Genomic DNA, 19,085 nt, shown 5'->3' with positions numbered 1-19,085 from the left:
GAATGTTTTCTACGGAACCAAATTTTGACCGCTGGAAACTGACCGGCTTCGCCGGCCAGAACGCATACCTTTTGGAGACAGTCGAGAGTACACACTCTCTTATGAAACAGCAGGCAGCCACGGGCAAAATACAGCCTGGCGCCCTCGTTGTCGCCAACCAGCAAACCGCAGGCCGAGGCCGCCACGAACGCACATGGGCCTCCCCCGCCAACGAGAACCTCTATTTCAACATCCTGATTCCGCTAGAGGGAATCGCCCTCTCCAAGGCACCGCAAATCACTCAGGTCGCCGCCCTCACCTTCGCAGAAACATTCCGCGACATCCAGGACGAATCCGGCACCGCACCGCAGCTGGGACGCGTCACCGTCAAGTGGCCCAACGACATCCTCTGCGGCAAGAGCAAGTTCTGCGGCATCCTGGCAGAAATCGTCTTTGTACCCGGCGAAACCGTAGACGGCAAGCGCCAACCGCCCAGACCCGCAGTCAACATGGGCATAGGCATCAACGTCAACAGCGATCCCGCAAACTACGCCTTTCTAAACCGCCCCGTCACCACCCTAAAAGAAATCGCAGGCGGCCGCCAGATCAACCGCGAAAAATTACTGCAGGCCCTCGTAGGTAACCTGGAGCGTGCCATAGGCCAGTTCCGCGCCTTCGGACTTTCTCCCTGGATTGAAGCCTGGCGCAAGATGGACCAGTTCATCGGCGCCCGGGGCACCATCGTGGTCAACAACAACTGCACCGACGAAAACCGCGACAGCGGCGCAGGCTCCATCAAAAAATCGGGCCGCATTCTCGACATGCAACCCGACGGAAGTCTACTATTCGAAACCGACGACGGCACCGTAGAAACGGTCTACTCCGCCGACCTTGAAATTTGACTTATTTTCTCTTTGTCTTAAAGAATACGCTACCGACCAGCGCCACTGCCAGCACCACGATCATGGCAGTGAGCCCCATGTCCAGCAAATTCTGGTAAGCCTCGAACTTTCCACTCTCGATCATCAGGATGATAATCAGTGCAAGGACGGCTCCCAGGGAACCCAGACGTTCAAACATCTTGATCTTGTCTTCGTTATCAAACTTCTTCGGACCGTTACCACTAATAAAGGACATTGACATCGCCTCCCATTAAAATCCAGACGAAGAGACCCACCATGACCAACACACTGATGGTGACATTGGCCAAGAAGAAATCACGGTTCATCGCATCCAGATCGTCAGACTTTCTAAACAAGTGAATATAAAATACCGCAGCGGCCATAAGGGCGGTTACCGCCCACCAGGCAACACCCATCTGCCAAATAAAGCCGAAAGCCACACAAAGGGCAAGCATGGCCATATGACTCCAGAAGGCAATCTGCAAGGAACGCTTACGGCCAAATCTTGCCGGCACGGAATGCAATCCCATCTGGCGGTCAATCTCTTCATCCTGTGTGGCGTAGATAATGTCGAAGCCACCCATCCAGAGCATCAGAATCATCAGCAGGAAAATGGGGAACAGCGCGAATTCGCCTCGGATAGCAATCCAGGCACCCAGGGGGCTCATGCCGATGGCAAATCCCAGGAACCAATGGCAAAGCCAGCTAAAGCGTTTCCAGTAGGAATAGGACAACAGCAATAGCCACACAGGCAAGGCCAACAAACCGGCCAGAGGCTGCAACAGCGCCGCAAACAGAACGAACAGAACGCCGTTTACCGCCAAAAAGGCAATCACCGATTTCTTGCTCAAGCGTCCATCGGGCAGGTGGCGCTTGGCCGTGCGAGGATTCTTGGCATCGATATCTGCATCGGCAATGCGGTTAAAACTCATGGCGCTGTTACGGGCCGTTACCATGCAAAGCACAATAAGCACCACGATGCGGGCAGTCTCCTGCCAACTCATATCACGGAAACCATTTGCAGCCACCCACATGGATCCCAGCGCAAAAGGCATGGCGAACAGCGAATGACTCAAACGAACCAGGTGACCGAATTCAAGAATCTTATTTAACATCAACTTTCTTCCATGGTTCTACAATTTTCGTTTCTTCTCCCAGGTGTTTCAAAATTTTCGCCACCACCGTATCCACCAGTTCCTCCATCGTCGTAGGCTTGCTGTAGAACTGGGGGCTCGCGGCAATCACAACCGCTCCCGCGCGAGTCAGACGTTCCATATTTTCCAGGTGGATTAAATTATAGGGCATCTCCCGCGGAACCACAATCAGAGGGCGGCGTTCCTTCAGGCATACATCCGCCGAACGGACCAACAAATTGTCAGATGTACCTGCCGCCATTCTCCCCAAAGTTCCCATGGAACAGGGCACCACTACCATGCCTGCATAATCGGCGCTACCGCTGGCACATTCCGCAAAAAAATCATTCACGTCAGGAAGTTCATCGCAGTAATCGTACAGAGATTCCTGCCCCTCGTAGGCCACCACTTCGCGACCCGGGGAAGTCACCAGGGCCGTCACATGATGCCCCAGTTTCTTGAGATGCATTGCAGTGCGGGTCGCATAGATAGCGCCGCTGGCACCCGTCACGCCCAGAATATAACGGCTCACTTGACCGCCCCCGCCGCAGATCCACCCGCAGAAACTTTCTTCAGAAGAACGCGATAGGCAACGCCCCAAAAGCAGGGCTTCACATGGACCAGTTCAAACCCGTTCTTTTCGGCCAGCTTCACAAATTCGTCTACCGGCAAAAAGTGCAGCACGGAATTCACCAGATATTCATAGGCATCATGCTTGCTGAACAGCGCCCCCATTACAGGAATGAACATAGGCGCCAAAACTTTATAGAAGAACTTGTTGAACGCATTCCGCGGAGCGAAAAACTCAAGCACCTGCAGGTAGCCTCCGTGGCTCAGCACGCGGGCCGATTCCTTCAAGCCGGCATCGGCATTAGGCAAGTTTCGCATACCAAAGCCATTCAGCACCACATCGAAGGAAGCATCGCCAAAGGGCATCTTCATGGCATCCAGCTGGACAGGAACCGCGGTCGTATTCTTGCCTTCTGCACCACGGAGCATTCCGTAAGAAAAGTCCCCGAGAATCGCCACGTCCTGAGTCCCGTTAAACTTTTCGTAGGTCACGGCAAAATCGCCAGTACCGCCGCACAGGTCCAGCAACCGCCTGCCCGGACGCAACTTTCTCAGTTCCTTACAGCAGGCCCTGCGCCAACGGATATCCTGAAAACAGCTGAGGGTATGATTCAAAAAATCATAACGCCCCGAAATTTCGTCAAACATCTTGCGAACGTAGCTCTTGTCTTCAGGATTTCTCATACTTCAAATTTAGAAATTAAAAAAGAGTGCGATTCACAAACGTGAGCCGCACTCCTTTCAAATGTAAGCCACGGGATCGCCCGCCGGCAATTACTTGAAGTTAGCCGTAATGGTCATGCCATCAGTCGGGGTAATGATATGGGGATTGTCGGTAGAACCGTCGCTCCAGCCGCTGAACACAGCGCCTCCCGTTGCGACGGCTGTCAATTCCATATTCATACCACCAAAGAACTTGCCCTTATAGGAACCGTTGCCCGGAAGTTTCATACCTTCCATCAACACAGTACCGCTACCATTTGCAGAAATAGTCAGGGAAATGTCTCCAGAAAGACCAAATTCACTTGTATATTCGCTCCTTACAGTAGCGTCACGTTCAGAAGCCCAGGGGCCAAGCTTTTCGCCATAGGGGTCGAAGGAGTGAGCATAGCTGTTTCTTCTTTCCTTATAGGCTTCAACAGACATATCCCTTTCAACGTCAGATGCATCAAGCATGTTGGCCAGGAACTTAGCCTTTTCCGTCACATTGCTTCCATTCAGGTAGGTACCGAACATCACAGAGGCATGGTTAACGAACAGACGCTTAAAGTCAGCATTCTTGATCAGGCTGTTGTACAGAGAGGCGAAGCAATTATTTGCAGCCGAAGCGCAACCATTCTTGCCACCCTTCTTTACCCAGGAGAACATATTTGTAGACTGGCTGAAACCAGAAACAGACCAATCCCATTCAAAACCATGGTCAAGGTCATAGACCATAAACTTCCAGGGCTGTTCCGGAGACTTCCAGGCGCGAACGTTATTGTCGGGCCAGTCACCATTATGAATGTACATTTCTGCAATCATATAATCGGCAAAGTTTCCAATATCGATGAGAGTCTTGGCCGCTTCATAATTTTCAGGAACGGTCATGTCGTTTCCACCGATAAAGGCCAGCATGGCCAGGTAATCAGCTTCGGTGCCGTTGCTTGCAGTTACAGTCTTATTCAGGTGCTTAATAAAGTTCACGGAGCCGGCATCAATGCCATAGTTTGTTTCTACATAGTTCTTGTTGTAGCGTTCACGCATATCGTGGATGCCATAGTATGTACCATTGTAGAACACCACCACCTGGCGGCTGCGCTGGTAATCAACGCCACTGCCTTCAAGGATGGCACCGCCAGCAGCATCGGCAAAATAGTCAGCCACAAAGCGGTTACCGTTGTTACGGAGGTTAAAGCCCTTGAACTTGCTATTCTTATCCTTACGGGTTTCAAACAAAGGATATTCAAGCCAGCCAGCTTCATATTCTTCACGCATGACAATGGCCACAGACTTCTTTCGTTCCATGCGGCTCCAGCCACCCATCAGAGAAATACCACCATCAATTTCCCAGGCCTTCTTGCTAGACTTGCTTCCTTCGGCGTAGAATTCCACATGAACAGGAAGTTCACCAGAATCATCAGGATAAGCCTTGTTGGGTGCATACATCTGGTCATTATCCATATCGGGTTCGCCACCGTTAGTCTTCTTATAGTACTTCGTAAAGAATTCCGGGGCTACGGACACAGACACCACAGGCATCTTCACCTGTTCACCAATAAAGTAAGTATTGGTAACAACCTGTCTGGTCAACAAACCATCCTTAAAGGCGGCACAACGCAAGACTGTATTCTTGTCAATTACGATGGGGCTATTAAATTCCTGGGAACTCTTCGTGGGAATAGAACCATCCTGGGTGCAGCGCACAGAAAGTCCACCGCTAACAGAGGGCGGATTCAATGTCACAGGTTCGTTATAGAAACCGCCCTGAGCGCCATCAAAAGAGAATGTAGGTGCATAGCCATCGTAGGCAGTAGACTGGTTGTTGGGCTGTTCCGGAGTGGGAACATCAAACATCTTCCAGGCGCCACCATCCACGATACCCCAGCTTACGTTACCCGTCAATGCCGGATAAGTTACCGAGTCACGAATTCCATAGTAAGGGTCAATCAGGTATACGGTACCGCCATCCTTTTCCAACTTCCAGTTGGTATGGACACGATAATGCCTGTCGAGGGTATCAGTTCCAGCCACTTCATTCAGGTTTTTCTTGTCGCAGAATACGGTGGTAAACTGCTTGGGCTTCAACACTACGTTACCAAAGAACCACTTACGGGCATTCTTCCTGTTTTCTACAAGGGTATAACCCTTCAGGTTTGCTTCGGTTCCGCCAGCGTTATAGATTTCAACCCAACCCGGGTCGCCACCTTCTTCGTCAAGCCAGTCCAAGTTCACCGGAGCAATTTCCGTAATCACCAGGGCAGAATTGCCAACCCAGTGAAGAGTCGTGTCAGCCGGATAGTAAGCCGTGTCTAGCTTAATGATCGTATCGCCTTCGGGAGTAACTACACGGATAGAATCAATCCCCACCACGCTGGTATCGCCGCTGGGGCCAATAACAACAGTCGTAGTATCACCATCAGGGGTTACGATTACGGTTGTATTACCTTTCTTATCATCTTCTGCAGAAGCACTATCGTCGGAGCAAGCGATAACTCCATTCAATACCAGACCAAAACAGCAAAATGCTGCAAAACCTTTTAACGATTTTCCCAGAAACACATCGCTACCTTTTAATTCTTTAACAAAAGCCGAAATAATCCCAAAAATTCGGCCCCTACATTCAACACCTGGCATTAAATTTAGAAGTTTCTTAAAAAAAAAGGAAAAAATGTCGGTAATATCTTATTTACCCTTGACAAGACTCACAGATTGAGTTATATTTGGGCACATCAAAACGGCGCTGTAGCTCAGTTGGTAGAGCAGCGGACTGAAAATCCGCGTGTCGTCAGTTCAACTCTGACCGGTGCCACGAAAAAAGACCTTAGCGAAAGCTGAGGTCTTTTTCATTTTCCCCATATACTAAAAAAAATTAGACGGACCTGCCAGAGGTCCGCCCATTCATAAATAATTTATTCAAAGAATCCGTTAACGCCCAGCCCGATTATCTGCGATAGTCAATGGCGTCGACGTCAATAGTTGCATTCTGGGAACGGTAACAAGAATAGATATCGTCCCAATGTTCAAGCAGAGCATCAACAATTTCCGGCTGGAACTGGGAACCCTTCATCTTCGCAAATTCGGTCTTCACCTTTTCTTCAGGCCACGGGGCCTTATAGCAGCGGTAGCATGACAAGGCATCCAGCACATCCGCCACGGCACAAATACGAGCAGCCAGAGGAATACTCTCCCCCTTCAAACCAAGAGGATAGCCCTGTCCGTCCCAACGTTCATGATGGGAGCGAGCCACATCGGCCGCATAGCGCAGCAGCTTTCTCTTAGAATTACAGAGCATCCTGTAGCCGAGATCCACATGAGTCTTCATGACGGCGTATTCTTCATCCGTAAGGCGGCCAGGCTTATTCAGCACAGCGTCAGGCACGGCAATCTTACCCAAGTCATGGAGGGGAGCCGTCAGACGGATTCGTTCAACCTCATCCGGCGGCAGTCCGAGATACTCGGCCAACTTACGGGAAATCTCAGCCACACGCAAAATGTGGTCACCCGTTTCCTGGCTACGGTATTCAGAAGCCTCACCCAAGGTATGAATAATTTCACGCTGGGTCGCTTCCAGTTCCGCAGTCAGCATGGCAGACTCCACAGTCTTCGCGGAATATACAGCAGTCAGCCTCAGACGTTCCAGGTCCTGTTCAGAAAATTCATCCACAGTCCCGCCCTGCTTGTTAATCGCCTGGAACACTCCCATCACCTGCCCCGTAGAATCCTTCAGGGGTACAGTCATCACTGACTTGGTATGGTAGTGAGTTTTCTGGTCAGTACGACTATCAAACCTGGAGTCCAGGTAGGCGTCCTTAATGAGCAGAGCTTCGCCGGTAGTTACGGAACAGCCTACAAAGCCAGCAGTCTTGGGAATCCGGAGTTCGCTGACACCATGGGCCACCTTCGTCCAAAGTTCGTCTCTTTCATCATCCACAAGCCAAAGGGAGCAACGGTCAGCCGAAACAATGGAACGGCCAAGATCGGCCATCAACACAAGCAAATTGTCCATCTTACGTTCAGCCGCGATCTTCGGCATGTAAGAGAACAGCAATTCCAGAATTCTCTGAGATTCTATCGCCTGTTTTGAATCAAACTCCGTCATACGATGTAAAAATAGCTAAAGATTTTCAAATAATCACAGGAATTGTTGACGGAAACACCCAAATTTTTCTATCCTTTGCCCACCCCTGGAGGAATAGGCTAATTGGTAAGTCAGCGGTCTTGAAAACCGCCGCCGTAAGGCTTGGGGGTTCGAGTCCCTCTTCCTCCGCTCCAAAGAAGACCGTTCGAGAAGACCTCGACGGTCTTTTTTTGACCCCGAAGCCGGCTGACCGCCCCTATCGGTAATTCCAGTCCATTCGATTATCCGCCACGAAATCAGCCACGGCCGTGATCGGTTCATCGTACAGCAGCGTGCACACCTTAAGGGGCAGCGGGAAATCCACTCCCAGCGCATCCACACAGGCCGAAGTCGTCGACCCGGTCGTGTAGACATCATCCACAATAATAACGGTTCCACCCTCAGGCAGCCGTTCTGGCAAACGGGCCACAAAAGCCCCCATCACGTTACGTTCGCGAGCCTCCCTAGAAAGTTTCGTCTGCGACATCACGAAGGTCCGCCTCTTCAGCCAGCGGCACACCTGGCCTCCGGTCACCAAGGCAAGAGCCGCGGCAATCTGCTCCGCCTGGTTATACCCGCGTTCCCGCATACGAGCCCTGTGAAGAGGCACCGGCACAAAATACAGCGGATGGGGCAAGAGCGCAAACTCCTGTCCCACAGCGCCGTCCCGCACCGCCGCCGAGCGCCGCACAAGATAGGCCGCCATCCCATGAATGCTCTTGTACTTCAGGGCATGCACCAAATTACGGGTCAACGACCGCATCGGGAAAAGACAGTACACTCCCTCCTTCGGGCTGGAATAGGATTTCATCTCCCTAGCCAGTTCATCCACACACTCCGGACAAAGCCAGGGGTCTAGACCCCCCGACGCCTTGCCGCACCCCAGACATTCCGAACCGAAAATAAAACCGCTCACCTGACTTGCAATACTCATATCAACCTCTAAAAAAAGAGAGACCCACACGAGGCCTCTCTTATTAACACGTTTGAAACAAGTCGAGATGACGAAAAACTTTATTTACAAAAAATTTCAGTCAAACTATCGGCGGCTTCCCTGGTAACGCAGGCAAAGCAAAAATCCCACCAGCACCATGCAAGTCAAGGCAAAAGACCCACCATAAGAAAGGAACGGCAGGGGAAGCCCGGTCACAGGCATAAGGCCTATGGTCATGGCGATGTTCACAAGAATATGGAACAGGAAAATCGTAGAAGCTCCCATCACCATCAAAGTCACGAAGGGATCCGCCGAACGCTTACAAATAGACGTGGCACGCCACAGGAACAAACCATAAAGAACCAGGACAAAGGCGCAACCCACGAAACCAAATTGTTCCCCAAGAACACTAAAAATAAAATCGGTATGTTCTTCGGGCAGGAACGCCAAATTGGTTTGAGTTCCGTTACCAAAACCCTTACCGGATACGCCTCCGGAACCGATGGCGGTCAAGGACTGCAGCACCTGATAACCATCCCCCAGGGGATCACTCATCGGATCCAGGAAGGTATTCACACGCTTCTGCTGATGAGGCTCCAGCATATTCCACGCCATGGTACTTGCATACCCAGCCAGAATATTTGCAAAAAGGAACAACCCCGTCAAAATCTTGGGCAATTTCCGACGAACCAAGGTAAACACGACCGCACAAATCAGAAGCCCCCACAGAACCTCAAACTGTATAGACTGGGAATGGGAAAACAACACCGACAGCAGCGGACTCACAATCAAGAAAACATCGGCAAAGGAAAGCCCGGCAAAAAAGAAACCGACCATAGTCACCGCAATAAAAACGAGGGCGGTACTCAAGTCCGGCTGCTTCAACACAAGGCCAAAAGGCACAATGAACAAGGCAAAGGGGACCGCAAAAGTCTTCACCTTGTGCAAGCTGACGGGATGTCTAGAAAGCCAATAGGAAATTGTCAGAAGGTAGGCAATCTTCGCAAACTCGGAAGGCTGAAGCTTAAAGACACCAAGGTCAATCCAGCGACCCGCACCCTTCACCACATCGCCAGCAAAAAAGAGAACCACCGCCAGGAGGATCAGCGAAACAACATACAACGGAACCGCCGCACGCTTCAGCCAGTCAATACGGACAAAGACCAACGCTCCCGCCATAATAATTCCGCAGAAGAAATAAACAATCTGCTTAAACCAGAAAGCATCCTTCAGGGGGACTTCTTCAAACACTGTCGCAGAATACACCAAAGTAATGCCGCAACCCATCAGGGCCAGCACCAGCACGATGAAAAGCCAGTCAAACTTAAGGGAATGATCTACAAAACGCTTTGAAATCATGGTTCCTCCTCCACAATTCCTTCATCGAGCTTCTTGTTTTCAAAGTAAGCTTCCAAGACCTTCTTGGCTATAGGTCCAGAAACGGAACCACCGCCGCCTGCAGCTTCCATAATGACAGCCACAGCAATTTCCGGGGCATCCAGAGGGGCAACCGCCGCATACCAGGCATGAGTCTTCTCGCCCTTCTTCCATTCGCCAGAGCCAGTCTTCGCACCCACGCGAACATTAGGAAGAGCGCCTCGCTTACCCGTTCCACCGGGATGGTTCACCACAGAATCCATGGCGTTCATCAAAATGCGATGAGTGTAAGGCTTCATGTTGCCCGGGCGAACAACCTCAGGCTCATAACGGCGCACCACGTTACCCTTGTCATCCCGCAGTTCCTTCATAAAGTGAGGCCTATAGACGCCCTTTCCCGTAGCCAGGGAGCCCACAAAAACAGCCTGCTGAAGCGGAGTCACAATCTGGCCCTGACCGATAGACAAGTTCAAAATCAAGCCGCGAGCCCAACGCCAGCCAGCCCTCTTGTTACGAACGTTGAAGGAAGCCGAATCCGGAAGCCAGCCAGCACGTTCTCCGGGAATATCAATACCCAGCAGCTTTTCACCATAACCAAAACGTCGGCCAAATTCGTTAATACGCTCCATGTCGATTTCCAAACCAGCCTGGTAGAAGAATACGTCACAGGAAAGACGGATGGCATGAACCACATTCAGGCCACCATGAGTTCCCCAGCACTTCTGATAGCGGACGCCATACTGATACCCACCCGTACAGGATTTCGGGTAATACTTGTTCTCTGTCAAAACACCATGTTCAAGCCCCGCCCCAGCCGTCACCAGCTTAAAGACAGAAGCCGGCGGATACGTACCAGAAATGGCACGATTAGTCAAGGGTCGCATAGAGTCCAGAGCCACATGAGCCCAGCCCTTGTTACGTTCGCGACGCTTCAACGAGAAAATGTTCGGGTCCAGTCGCGGAGAACTGACCATGGCAAGAATTTCGCCAGTTCTGGGATCAAGGGCCACCAGGGCCCCCTTGGCGCTATCGGGAATGGCGGCTTCAGCCACCTTCTGCAAACGCAAGTCAATGGTAGAAACCAGGTGCAGTCCAGGTACGGGAGCCAGCTCACCACCACTAGACACAACGCCCACCTCTCGACCAGAAGCGTTCACCTCAACAAGCTTTACACCGTTCTTTCCACGGAATTCCTTATCATACCCCTGTTCAAGCCCTTTCTGACCAATACGGTCACCCTGGGAATAATCGGCGTATTCAGGCAACTTCAGCTGATCTTCAGAAATTTCGTTGGTATACCCCAGCACATGGGAAGCCAGCGTTCCATAGGGGTATTCACGGCGGGATTCAATCAAGGTCACCACGCCAGGCAATTCCGACGCATGCTCCTCAATCACAGAAACCTGTTCCGGCGAGGCGTCTTCCAGCAAACGGATGGGGCGGGTCTTAATCCAGCGGGACCTCATAAACGCCGTATCCAGCGAAAGGGAGTCGAAAAGACGTTCGCCTGACTTGTCTCGAATTCTCAGCAGACGATTCAAGACAGAATCGCGCTGATCCTTCTTGCGGGGCATCTGCACCGCCTGCAACGAAATCTGATACGACGGACGATTTCTAACAAGAACTTCACCGTTGCGGTCGTAAATGTAACCGCGTTCCGCAACCAGTTCCACCTTACGGATACGGTTGTTATCGGAACGCTGCAAATTTTCGTCGTAGTGGGTATACTGCAACGAAAACAGTCGGAAAAGCAAAACCGAGAACAGCAATACCACACCAGCCATGTAAATCAATACATGGAGGTTCCTGTTCTGCACAACCTCATTTTCCGAAGCACCATTAAGCATGCTTTTTCTTCTTGCCTACATCCAGGTAGAACAAAATGCTACCAATCAGCATGGTATAAGCGCAACCCGGCAAGGAGAACGTCAAGAACAAATTCGTAACGATTTCCTTCGAGAGTCCGGTAATGGCAAAATAAATACCGTCACAAATCAAGCACGAAAGTCCAAGCACGCCAATCTTTGCAGGCATGTTCAAAGACAGGAATCGTTCTTCCAGCTGTCCAACAACAAAGCCGATAACCGTCATTGAAATGGTATGAGCACCAAGCCATTCAATGGGAGCGTACACATCCTGAGTGAAACCGGCAAGGAATCCCCAGAAACAACCTGCAGCGGGACCGCACTTAATAGCGACAGCCACAATAAAGATGATGACAAAATCCGGACCCACGTCAAAAATGGAAAGCCAGTCCGCCACCGTAATCTGGAAAGCGAACGTAACCACGAAAAGGATCAGGAGACTAAACCACCTAAGGTTCTTCATCGAGCAACTCCTTTATTTCCCAGTCCGGATCTTTTTCCATCACAAAAACTTCTTCCAGAGTAGAGAACTCCTGGAACGGTTCCACATCCATCTGACGCATTACATCCAGGTCAGACTTTCTAACCTGCTTAACCGTCCCCACGGGAATCCCCTTAGGAAAGATACCGCCAAGGCCCGATGTGACCAAAGTATCGCCAACACTGACGCCAGCATGGGCAGGCACCATGGCCGTAAGCACATGGCCATCCATGGATTCCAGGAAGCCCACGACGCGGGTGCGGCGCTCCATTACAGACAACTTAAGATTCGGATCTACAAGCAACTGAACTCTTGAATGCGTAATCGAAGCCTTGGTTATCTTACCCACAAGTCCATTCATAGAGAACACAGGCATGTTCTCCTTTACGCCATGCTTGCTTCCACGGTTCACCACCAGAGTCGTAAGGAAACGCCCCGGATTATGCCCCACCACGCGGGATGTCACGATCGGGAAATCCCACTTGTCGTCAAACCGAACCAGCGTATGCAGTCGGGCCAACTCCTGCAGGCCTTCGCGGGCATGGTAGGTCTCCTGACGGAGCCTTGCATTTTCCGATTTCAGCTGGGCATTTTCGTCTGCCAGGGAACGATAGGCGTTCACAGAAGACACAGCCAGCTGAGCCGGATAGAATACAGAACCTAATGCAGACGAAACGACACTCTGACGCACCGAATTGGGAGACTGCCTCATCAGCAGCCCCAAAGCGAGAAAAAAGGCAAAGGCGACAACGCCATGCCTTTGAGTGAACAAGTCGATAATAAAGCGAAAAGCCCTAAGCATCGATCAAGATTCTGTTATTAGGTAGAAGAGGCAATCAGGACCGGACGATACTTGTCCAGGTCTTCCAGAATGCGGGCGGCACCCTTGCAAACGCAAATGAGAGCTTCGTCGATCACATTCACAGAAAGGCCAGTTTCCTGACGGATGCGTTCGTCAAAGCCGCGAAGCTGAGAACCGCCACCAGTCATGATAATGCCCTTGTCGTAGATATCAGCAGAAAGTTCCGGCGGAGTAATGCTCAGAGCCTGCTTGACCGCTTCAACGATAGCAGTCACAGGTTCGTTCAGGGCTTCGCGGATTTCAGCACTGTTGATGGTCATAGTGCGAGGCATACCGGCGATAAAGTCGTGACCCTTCACTTCCATGGTCAATTCTTCTTCCAGGGGGCTTGCAGAGCCGATCTGCATCTTGATCTGTTCGGCAGTGCTTTCGCCAACGCAAAGGTTGTACATGGTGCGCAGGTAACGGACAATGGCTTCGTCCATTTCATCGCCGCCAACGCGAACAGAAGCGTTACAGACAGTACCATTCAAGGCGATAACAGCAATATCGGAAGTACCACCGCCAATATCCACGATCATGTTACCCACGGGATCTTCAACAGGAATACCCATACCCACGGCGGCAGCCATAGGTTCGTGAACCAGATGCACTTCCTTGGCACCAGCCTGCTTGGCAGCGTCGATCACGGCACGCTTTTCCACTTCGGTAATGCCGGAAGGAACACCAACCACAACGCGGGGCTTAACCATCCACAGCGGATACTTCTGAACACGCTTGATGAAAGTCTGGAGAAGGCTTTCCACCAGTTCAAAGTCTGCAATCACGCCATCGCGCATGGGGCGTACGGCGCGGCTTTCGCCCGGAGTTCTACCAAGCATCTTCTTTGCTTCGGAACCGATGGCGGAAACACGGTTATTCTTGCTGTCCACCGCAATAACCGTAGGTTCATTAATGACGATGCCCTGGCCAGCTACATGGACCAATGTATTTGCTGTACCCAGGTCAATACCGATATCGCAAGAAAAAAGACCGAACAAAGTTGTGCCCTTCTTATAAAAAAATGAAACTTAACGCAGCAAATATAATTAAGAGAAAAACAGTGCGTGTCAATCGGGAATCGTATCCCTACCGAATTTCAGCACTTTCAGATAGCGATCCCACTTGCGGGTATGTACATCATACCTGTATTTGCGCTTTTCATGCATGGCAATATCCTTGTAGATGAAAAAATCCACTTCGGCATAAGCCGCATAAATGCGGGACTCGGCCCCTTCGAACAAACGAAAATCCTTGACGCGATAGTACGGCTCTTCCATCAAGGCCGACTTATCACCCGACGACCGGATCGTTTCGGCCACCATGAACTTCAGGTCCTCCTGCAAGTACGGAGTTAATTTATTTTCAATACGGTCTGTAGGCTCGGAGCAACCCAGCACCAGGAATAGGAGGGACGTCAAAAAGAAAATCGCTAACTTTTTCATAAAATTAAAAAACGTAAGAAGTTACACCCCTAAAATAGAAAAGCCCCTCAAAAAAAGAAACATCAAACAAACAAAAAAGGACCGCCGCAAGGCAGGTCCTTTGTACCCGAGGACGGGTGGGAGTCCAGAGGGAGGGCTGGCCCTCCCTTTGCATCCCATTAGAAGGAGTAGGTAGCGTCCAGACGAGAGAAGATGCGACCTTCACCCTGGAACGGGTTGCGGAACAGCAGGTCTTCTGCGACAGTAACGTCGATCTTCAGCTTTTCTTCGATGTTGATACCGAAGCCGAAGCCAACATGGTCGTCATTGGAGCCATCAGCAAGAGGATTGGTGGTGAAGAAGGAACCATCGTCCTTGCAAACGCCGTTACCCTTGTGCTTGCCCTTTTCAGCAACTTCGCATTCGGTGTACAGGATAGACTTCTGACCGCCAACGCGGATCACGAACCAATCCCACCAGATGTTACGTTCAATACCGAAGCTGATCTTGCCGCCGATATCAGAACGCTTGTCCCATTCAGGATCGTCTTCGTAGCGAGAGTCATAGACCCAAGCCTTCTTGTCGTTGCTGTAATAGTAGTCATGAGCCTTCAGCTGATTCCAGATGAAGTCAACACCCATCCAGAAGAAACCGCGGTCCATAGCGACGTTAATACCGAGACCGCCCTGAGCGCGCTTGTCATCGATACCCGGAGCCTGAGCAAGTTTCATAGAGACTGCAGGAACCAGTTCGCCGTCAATTGCTTCGAGAGTGAAGAATGCACGAGCCTTAGCCAAGAAGGTAAAGTCACCATTTTCGAAGAAGTCATAGTGACCCGGGCCATACTGAACACGAGCCAAACCGAAAGAAGCTTCGTAAGAAGTACCACCGGAAGTCTGGATATTCAAGCCACCGTCAGCCTGAACGATAGAAGCATGAGCTTCAGTATCCGGCTGATAAGTACCGCTTTCATCCAGATCGCCACCATCCTGGTGAGCGATGTAAATGTGCAAGCCCCATGCATCACCGCTAGAGAAGGTGCCGCCAAGGAAACCGTCAAAGTTGGTCACGGTTTCAGGAACCTTGTAGAAAGCATTGTCGCCTTCCTGCACATAAGCAGGCAGGTACATAGCCAAGTCAGTGTTGATACGGCCAAAAAGGCCACCGATCGTGAACTTCGGATCCGGATTGTTGTCATCGCCGAAAGAAACCGCAAAGATGCCACCGAAGGTCGGGTGCTGAGGATCATGATTGCCACCTGCGGTAACGTTCATGTCGGTATAGGCACCGAAGCCACCGATCAAATAGTTGGAATAAAGATTTGCATTAGCAGCATTATCAAAAATGCTCACATCATCCATAATGTAAGTGGTATTCTTACCCATGGATTCTACACGAGCATAAGTTGCAAAGGCGGAACCTACGCCAAAGACACCAACAGCGGCGCCAACAACAGCAGCAGTTCTTAAGTTCATTATAAAACTCCTCTTGAAATTTCTGCAATAAAGTTAGTTTTATTAAACGTAAAACGCAATAAAAATTTAAACAATTGCGTTTTTTTTGCCCCCTTTAAGTCTTTTTCGCCCAATAGCATAAAGGAAAAAAGGCCCAGACCTTGCAGTCTGGACCTTTTTCAATCTCTACTGAAATATCTTCAGAAAAAGAATTATTCAGAGAAGGTGAACGGAATCGTCACAGTGGTGTTACCGGACTTAACCTTGCTGAACTTCCAACGGCTAACAGCGGTCTTGATTTCACCATCAAATTCGCCGAAACCAGTGGTAGAAGAAGCAATGGAGATGCTGATAACTTCGCCGCCCGGAGCGATCGTGAACTTCAAGGTAACCTTACCCTGGAATCCCGGTTTCTTCTTCAGGAACTTGTTATAGATGTGACGGAGACCCGGAGTACGCTGACGGACAACCTTCATGATGTCTGCAGCAGAACGGGAACCACCACCAGCGCCCATATCGATATCACGTTCAGACGGAGTCTTGATAGAGCCCTTAGACTTAGTAGCGATACCACCGCCACCACCGCCAAGGAGGCCTGCAAGACCGTCACCGATACCACCGGAACCGCCTTCAGCGTAACCTTCGTTAAAGCCACCATCAGCCTTACCGCGACGGCCACCGAGAACAGTCTTACCAGTAGTCTGGAGACCTGCAACGTCCTTCAGCACCTTATCGATGTCCTTAGAGAACTTCTGGTTCTTCATAAGGTCGTAGGCACCAGCACTTGCATTCTTGGTCTGAGCAGTGAGGAGCTTGAGCACGCCACGAGTCTGGGGAGCGTTGGGCTGACCCTTACCACGGGGCTTACCACCGCCACCAGCCTTCTTACGAGGCTTCTTGGGTTCTTCCTTCTTCTTCTCTTCCTTCTTCTCTTCCTTCTTTTCTTCGATGGTCATAGAAGCAGTAAGATCAGCAGCTGCGGAGTCATCGAACACGACTTCATCCACAACCTGTTCGTACATGGAAGCCCAAAGGCATATTGCCAAAGCGACAACCAGAGAGATACCTGCGATGGCACCCATCTTCTTATCGGATTCCGGCATCAGGGACGCTACTAACGGATCAATAGCAGGAGCTGCCTTTTTAGTCTTTGCCATATGTTATTCCTCCCCGCCGTTCTTTTCCATCACGGCGAATGCAATATTGGTGTAACCGGCAAAGCCACAAGTAGCCATAACCTTATACATTGCATCGTAAGGGATGTTCTTGTCAATCTGCACAACAATGTGACCGGCTTCGTCGGCAGGCAGACCCTGCTTGAGGGCATGTTCCTGTTCAACAGCGCGGCGTTCCTTCAGCACAGAGTCCACCTGAGCAACCAGGAGGTCTTCCTGCTTCAAGACGTCGTCGGTCGGGATAATCTTAGCGTTATCAACGATCACATAGTTTGCGTCAACCACGACAGTCAGAGAAACTTCCTTCGGCTGCACACGAGAGGTGGAAACCGGAAGAATCAAGTTTTCTGCCTGAGTCAAGAGCTGACCTTCTGCGTCCATGTTCTTAATCATGAACACCAGAATAATGGTCATCATGTCCATCATGGACGTAATTGAGAACGGGACTTCTTCACCGTATTTACGACTTTTTCTAGCCATGATTAACCTCCCAACTTAGCAAGATTGATCTTGCTGAAACCGGCTTCTTTAGCACGGTCCATAAGTTGAATGATCTTGTCAAACTGAGTATCATCGTTAGCAACGATAATAATATTGTCCACGTCATCAAGGTCGATGAACTGAGTATGAATCTGGATAAGGTCCTTAGCAATCAGATCATATGCAGACAGCGGGTAGATCATGTTCTTTGCAGCCACATCCGGTTTCAGCTTACGAGCAGAGTTCGGAGTGAGGGTAGCAAGATCAGCACCTGCGCCCGGCTTCCTCAGAGTAGACGGCGGATTCAGACCAAGAGCGCCTTCACCCGGAGCCATGAGGAAATTGTTGTTACCATCTACGTATGCACTGTCAGCAACGGCTTCTTCAGCGGTACCGCCGTTGGTGTAAACAGCCCACATAACCTTACCGGGATCTTCTTCAGATTCCTTATTGATAGCCCAAAGTTCGATGCTCTCGATTTCATAGAGATACTTCTCTACGTTCATCTCGGATCCATCCTTACACTTAGGACCATGACCGCTTTCGACAGCTGCCTTAACATCATCCGGAGAATGGGTAATCAGCTTAGCATCGGACTTGCAACGGAACGTCCACATTTCCTTGAAGTAGACATTCGGCTGGAAACCACCGCGAGCACCAATAACGAGGTACTTGTCGGTAATAGCCAGAGACAAGTTCAAAGCCTGCTGGTCCGGTTCCGGAGGTGTATCGTTGTCCATCTGCATCATGGAACGTTCCGGCAGATTGACTTCAACGATAGCCAGCTTGGAGAAGGCAGCCATAGACAACAGCATAGGAATCAGAATCGTGAACAAGCCCATGGCCGGCAACAGATCCGGTTCTTCAGGCTTTGCTGGTTTCTTAAGTTGTCTTGACATATTTTAAACTCCAGTTAATTATTAATCCTAGGCGATTAAGCGAGGGAGTTGATAATCTTGAGGCCCTTTTCTTCCATTTCCTGGATAAGGCGTTCGGAGTTCATGTTCAGGAGGCCAACGATGACCAGAAGAGGCACTGCAGAGAGAAGGCCCAGGAGAGTGGTACCCATAGCGATAGCAATACCGTCAGAAAGAGCCTTAGCACGTTCAGAAGCCGGCTTGTTAGCAACAGCGTCGAAGGTGAAGATCAGACCGTAAATGGTACCCATAAGTCCGAGCAAGGTAGAGATGGAAGCCATAACGGAGATGATGGAAACGTAGCGAGTCAGACGGGGAGCTTCGGTCAGGAACACTGCATCGCAAGCAGCAGTCATGGTTTCGCGGCCACCGTTACGGGTAGAAACGATTGCAGCCATAACGCGAGCGATGGGGAGCTTGGTAGCATTGGCGAGGCTCAGAGCCTGATCATACTGCTGAGAAGAGATCAGCTTACCGAAATCAGCGAGGAACTTTGCACGACCCTTAGAGCTCTTGAGCAAGACGTAGACAAAACGTTCGATGGAGAAACCAAGGCCGATCAGGAAGACGACCAAGATGATCCACATGAACTGCCAACCATCGGATTCAGGGCTGAAGGATTGAAGCATTTTAGACATTAGAGTACTCCTTTATTGAGTGTTTTGGTTTATTTTGAAAAATCTTTGTTCATATTTAATTTTTTTTGAGAAATATGGGACAATAATTGGGTAAAA

At 50.4% G+C, this 19,085-nt stretch carries 19 protein-coding genes and 2 tRNA genes; 3 read left to right on the top strand and 18 right to left on the bottom strand.

The features are described 5' to 3' along the window. Positions 1-2 precede the first annotated feature (2 nt). A complete protein-coding gene (locus tag B7992_RS11015) occupies positions 3-881 on the top strand; it encodes a biotin--[acetyl-CoA-carboxylase] ligase (protein WP_073285017.1) in 879 nt (292 codons plus the stop codon). Between the two features lies 1 nt (position 882). On the opposite strand, the gene B7992_RS11010 is transcribed toward B7992_RS11015, so the two are convergent. The 5 genes from B7992_RS11010 to B7992_RS10990 form a co-directional block, all read right to left on the bottom strand. Then, positions 883-1,116: a hypothetical protein gene (locus B7992_RS11010; protein ID WP_073158633.1), complete on the bottom strand. Its 234-nt coding sequence runs from the start codon at positions 1,114-1,116 to the stop codon at positions 883-885. Further along, on the bottom strand, positions 1,103-1,996 hold the full coding sequence (locus B7992_RS11005; protein ID WP_073158631.1) for a UbiA-like polyprenyltransferase: 894 nt from the start codon (positions 1,994-1,996) through the stop codon (positions 1,103-1,105). The genes B7992_RS11010 and B7992_RS11005 overlap by 14 nt, the downstream gene beginning before the upstream one ends. Continuing rightward, the gene (locus B7992_RS11000; protein ID WP_073234374.1) at positions 1,986-2,546 is read right to left on the bottom strand and encodes a UbiX family flavin prenyltransferase; all 561 of its coding nucleotides are present in this window, start codon (positions 2,544-2,546) and stop codon (positions 1,986-1,988) included. The genes B7992_RS11005 and B7992_RS11000 overlap by 11 nt, the downstream gene beginning before the upstream one ends. Continuing rightward, a complete protein-coding gene (locus tag B7992_RS10995) occupies positions 2,543-3,268 on the bottom strand; it encodes a ubiquinone/menaquinone biosynthesis methyltransferase (protein WP_088666279.1) in 726 nt (241 codons plus the stop codon). Before B7992_RS10995 ends, B7992_RS11000 begins: the two co-directional genes overlap by 4 nt. A 90-nt stretch (positions 3,269-3,358) precedes the next feature. Further along, positions 3,359-5,788 carry a CotH kinase family protein gene (locus B7992_RS10990; RefSeq protein WP_176421923.1) on the bottom strand — a complete coding sequence of 810 codons (2,430 nt, stop codon included), beginning with the start codon at positions 5,786-5,788 and terminating at the stop codon, positions 3,359-3,361. Positions 5,789-6,022: 234 nt separating this feature from the next. Between B7992_RS10990 and B7992_RS10985 the strand changes: the two genes are divergently transcribed. Further along, positions 6,023-6,095: transfer RNA gene (locus tag B7992_RS10985), tRNA-Phe, on the top strand. Positions 6,096-6,227: 132 nt separating this feature from the next. Here B7992_RS10985 and B7992_RS10980 read toward each other — a convergent pair. Next, complete coding sequence (locus B7992_RS10980) at positions 6,228-7,385, bottom strand: HD domain-containing phosphohydrolase (protein WP_088666277.1); 1,158 nt, start codon at positions 7,383-7,385, stop codon at positions 6,228-6,230. 87 nt (positions 7,386-7,472) lie between these two features. Here B7992_RS10980 and B7992_RS10975 point away from each other — a divergent pair. Continuing rightward, positions 7,473-7,553, top strand: a tRNA-Ser gene (locus tag B7992_RS10975). A 67-nt stretch (positions 7,554-7,620) separates the two neighbouring features. On the opposite strand, the gene B7992_RS10970 is transcribed toward B7992_RS10975, so the two are convergent. The 12 genes from B7992_RS10970 to B7992_RS10915 form a co-directional block, all read right to left on the bottom strand. Beyond that, a complete protein-coding gene (locus tag B7992_RS10970; protein WP_073158923.1) occupies positions 7,621-8,337 on the bottom strand; it encodes a phosphoribosyltransferase family protein in 717 nt (238 codons plus the stop codon). A gap of 105 nt (positions 8,338-8,442) precedes the next feature. Then, positions 8,443-9,696: a rod shape-determining protein RodA gene (gene rodA, locus B7992_RS10965; RefSeq protein ID WP_073158617.1), complete on the bottom strand. Its 1,254-nt coding sequence runs from the start codon at positions 9,694-9,696 to the stop codon at positions 8,443-8,445. Next, complete coding sequence (mrdA, locus tag B7992_RS10960; protein ID WP_073158614.1) at positions 9,693-11,561, bottom strand: penicillin-binding protein 2; 1,869 nt, start codon at positions 11,559-11,561, stop codon at positions 9,693-9,695. Before mrdA ends, rodA begins: the two co-directional genes overlap by 4 nt. Continuing rightward, positions 11,554-12,042, bottom strand: coding sequence for a rod shape-determining protein MreD (gene mreD, locus B7992_RS10955; RefSeq protein WP_073158611.1), 489 nt, complete (start codon positions 12,040-12,042; stop codon positions 11,554-11,556). The genes mrdA and mreD overlap by 8 nt, the downstream gene beginning before the upstream one ends. After that, positions 12,029-12,862 (bottom strand): rod shape-determining protein MreC, encoded by an 834-nt coding sequence (gene mreC / locus B7992_RS10950; RefSeq protein ID WP_073158609.1) that lies wholly within the window; start codon positions 12,860-12,862, stop codon positions 12,029-12,031. The genes mreD and mreC overlap by 14 nt, the downstream gene beginning before the upstream one ends. Positions 12,863-12,879: 17 nt before the next feature. Then, positions 12,880-13,902 (bottom strand): rod shape-determining protein, encoded by a 1,023-nt coding sequence (locus tag B7992_RS10945; protein WP_073158607.1) that lies wholly within the window; start codon positions 13,900-13,902, stop codon positions 12,880-12,882. 69 nt (positions 13,903-13,971) lie between these two features. Then, positions 13,972-14,346, bottom strand: a complete 375-nt coding sequence (locus B7992_RS10940; protein WP_073234358.1) for a hypothetical protein — start codon at positions 14,344-14,346, stop codon at positions 13,972-13,974. A 158-nt stretch (positions 14,347-14,504) separates the two neighbouring features. Continuing rightward, positions 14,505-15,800 carry a hypothetical protein gene (locus B7992_RS10935; protein WP_073234355.1) on the bottom strand — a complete coding sequence of 432 codons (1,296 nt, stop codon included), beginning with the start codon at positions 15,798-15,800 and terminating at the stop codon, positions 14,505-14,507. A 191-nt stretch (positions 15,801-15,991) separates the two neighbouring features. Beyond that, positions 15,992-16,936 (bottom strand): AgmX/PglI C-terminal domain-containing protein, encoded by a 945-nt coding sequence (locus tag B7992_RS10930; protein WP_073158600.1) that lies wholly within the window; start codon positions 16,934-16,936, stop codon positions 15,992-15,994. A gap of 3 nt (positions 16,937-16,939) precedes the next feature. After that, positions 16,940-17,434: a biopolymer transporter ExbD gene (locus tag B7992_RS10925; protein ID WP_073158597.1), complete on the bottom strand. Its 495-nt coding sequence runs from the start codon at positions 17,432-17,434 to the stop codon at positions 16,940-16,942. 2 nt (positions 17,435-17,436) lie between these two features. Continuing rightward, on the bottom strand, positions 17,437-18,333 hold the full coding sequence (locus B7992_RS10920; protein ID WP_073158587.1) for a biopolymer transporter ExbD: 897 nt from the start codon (positions 18,331-18,333) through the stop codon (positions 17,437-17,439). Positions 18,334-18,368: 35 nt separating this feature from the next. Then, positions 18,369-18,989, bottom strand: coding sequence for a MotA/TolQ/ExbB proton channel family protein (locus B7992_RS10915; RefSeq protein WP_073158584.1), 621 nt, complete (start codon positions 18,987-18,989; stop codon positions 18,369-18,371). Between the last annotated feature and the right edge of the window lie 96 nt (positions 18,990-19,085).

Source organism: Fibrobacter sp. UWH1 (genome assembly GCF_002210365.1).
Classification (GTDB): Bacteria; Fibrobacterota; Fibrobacteria; order Fibrobacterales; family Fibrobacteraceae; genus Fibrobacter.
The sequence above is the reverse complement of the archived record's forward strand: the minus strand, read 5'-3'. Positions and strand labels throughout refer to the sequence as shown.

Bases quoted from the DNA above. Each gene is read 5' to 3' on its own strand.
- B7992_RS11015 (WP_073285017.1), top strand. From the start codon at position 3: ATGTTTTCTACGGAACCAAATTTTGACCGCTGGAAACTGACCGGCTTC.
- B7992_RS11010 (WP_073158633.1), bottom strand. From the start codon at position 1,116: ATGTCCTTTATTAGTGGTAACGGTCCGAAGAAGTTTGATAACGAAGAC.
- B7992_RS11005 (WP_073158631.1), bottom strand. From the start codon at position 1,996: ATGTTAAATAAGATTCTTGAATTCGGTCACCTGGTTCGTTTGAGTCAT.
- B7992_RS10995 (WP_088666279.1), bottom strand. From the start codon at position 3,268: ATGAGAAATCCTGAAGACAAGAGCTACGTTCGCAAGATGTTTGACGAA.
- B7992_RS10980 (WP_088666277.1), bottom strand. From the start codon at position 7,385: ATGACGGAGTTTGATTCAAAACAGGCGATAGAATCTCAGAGAATTCTG.
- B7992_RS10970 (WP_073158923.1), bottom strand. From the start codon at position 8,337: ATGAGTATTGCAAGTCAGGTGAGCGGTTTTATTTTCGGTTCGGAATGT.
- rodA (WP_073158617.1), bottom strand. From the start codon at position 9,696: ATGATTTCAAAGCGTTTTGTAGATCATTCCCTTAAGTTTGACTGGCTT.
- mrdA (WP_073158614.1), bottom strand. From the start codon at position 11,561: ATGCTTAATGGTGCTTCGGAAAATGAGGTTGTGCAGAACAGGAACCTC.
- mreD (WP_073158611.1), bottom strand. From the start codon at position 12,042: ATGAAGAACCTTAGGTGGTTTAGTCTCCTGATCCTTTTCGTGGTTACG.
- mreC (WP_073158609.1), bottom strand. From the start codon at position 12,862: ATGCTTAGGGCTTTTCGCTTTATTATCGACTTGTTCACTCAAAGGCAT.
- B7992_RS10940 (WP_073234358.1), bottom strand. From the start codon at position 14,346: ATGAAAAAGTTAGCGATTTTCTTTTTGACGTCCCTCCTATTCCTGGTG.
- B7992_RS10935 (WP_073234355.1), bottom strand. From the start codon at position 15,800: ATGAACTTAAGAACTGCTGCTGTTGTTGGCGCCGCTGTTGGTGTCTTT.
- B7992_RS10930 (WP_073158600.1), bottom strand. From the start codon at position 16,936: ATGGCAAAGACTAAAAAGGCAGCTCCTGCTATTGATCCGTTAGTAGCG.
- B7992_RS10925 (WP_073158597.1), bottom strand. From the start codon at position 17,434: ATGGCTAGAAAAAGTCGTAAATACGGTGAAGAAGTCCCGTTCTCAATT.
- B7992_RS10920 (WP_073158587.1), bottom strand. From the start codon at position 18,333: ATGTCAAGACAACTTAAGAAACCAGCAAAGCCTGAAGAACCGGATCTG.
- B7992_RS10915 (WP_073158584.1), bottom strand. From the start codon at position 18,989: ATGTCTAAAATGCTTCAATCCTTCAGCCCTGAATCCGATGGTTGGCAG.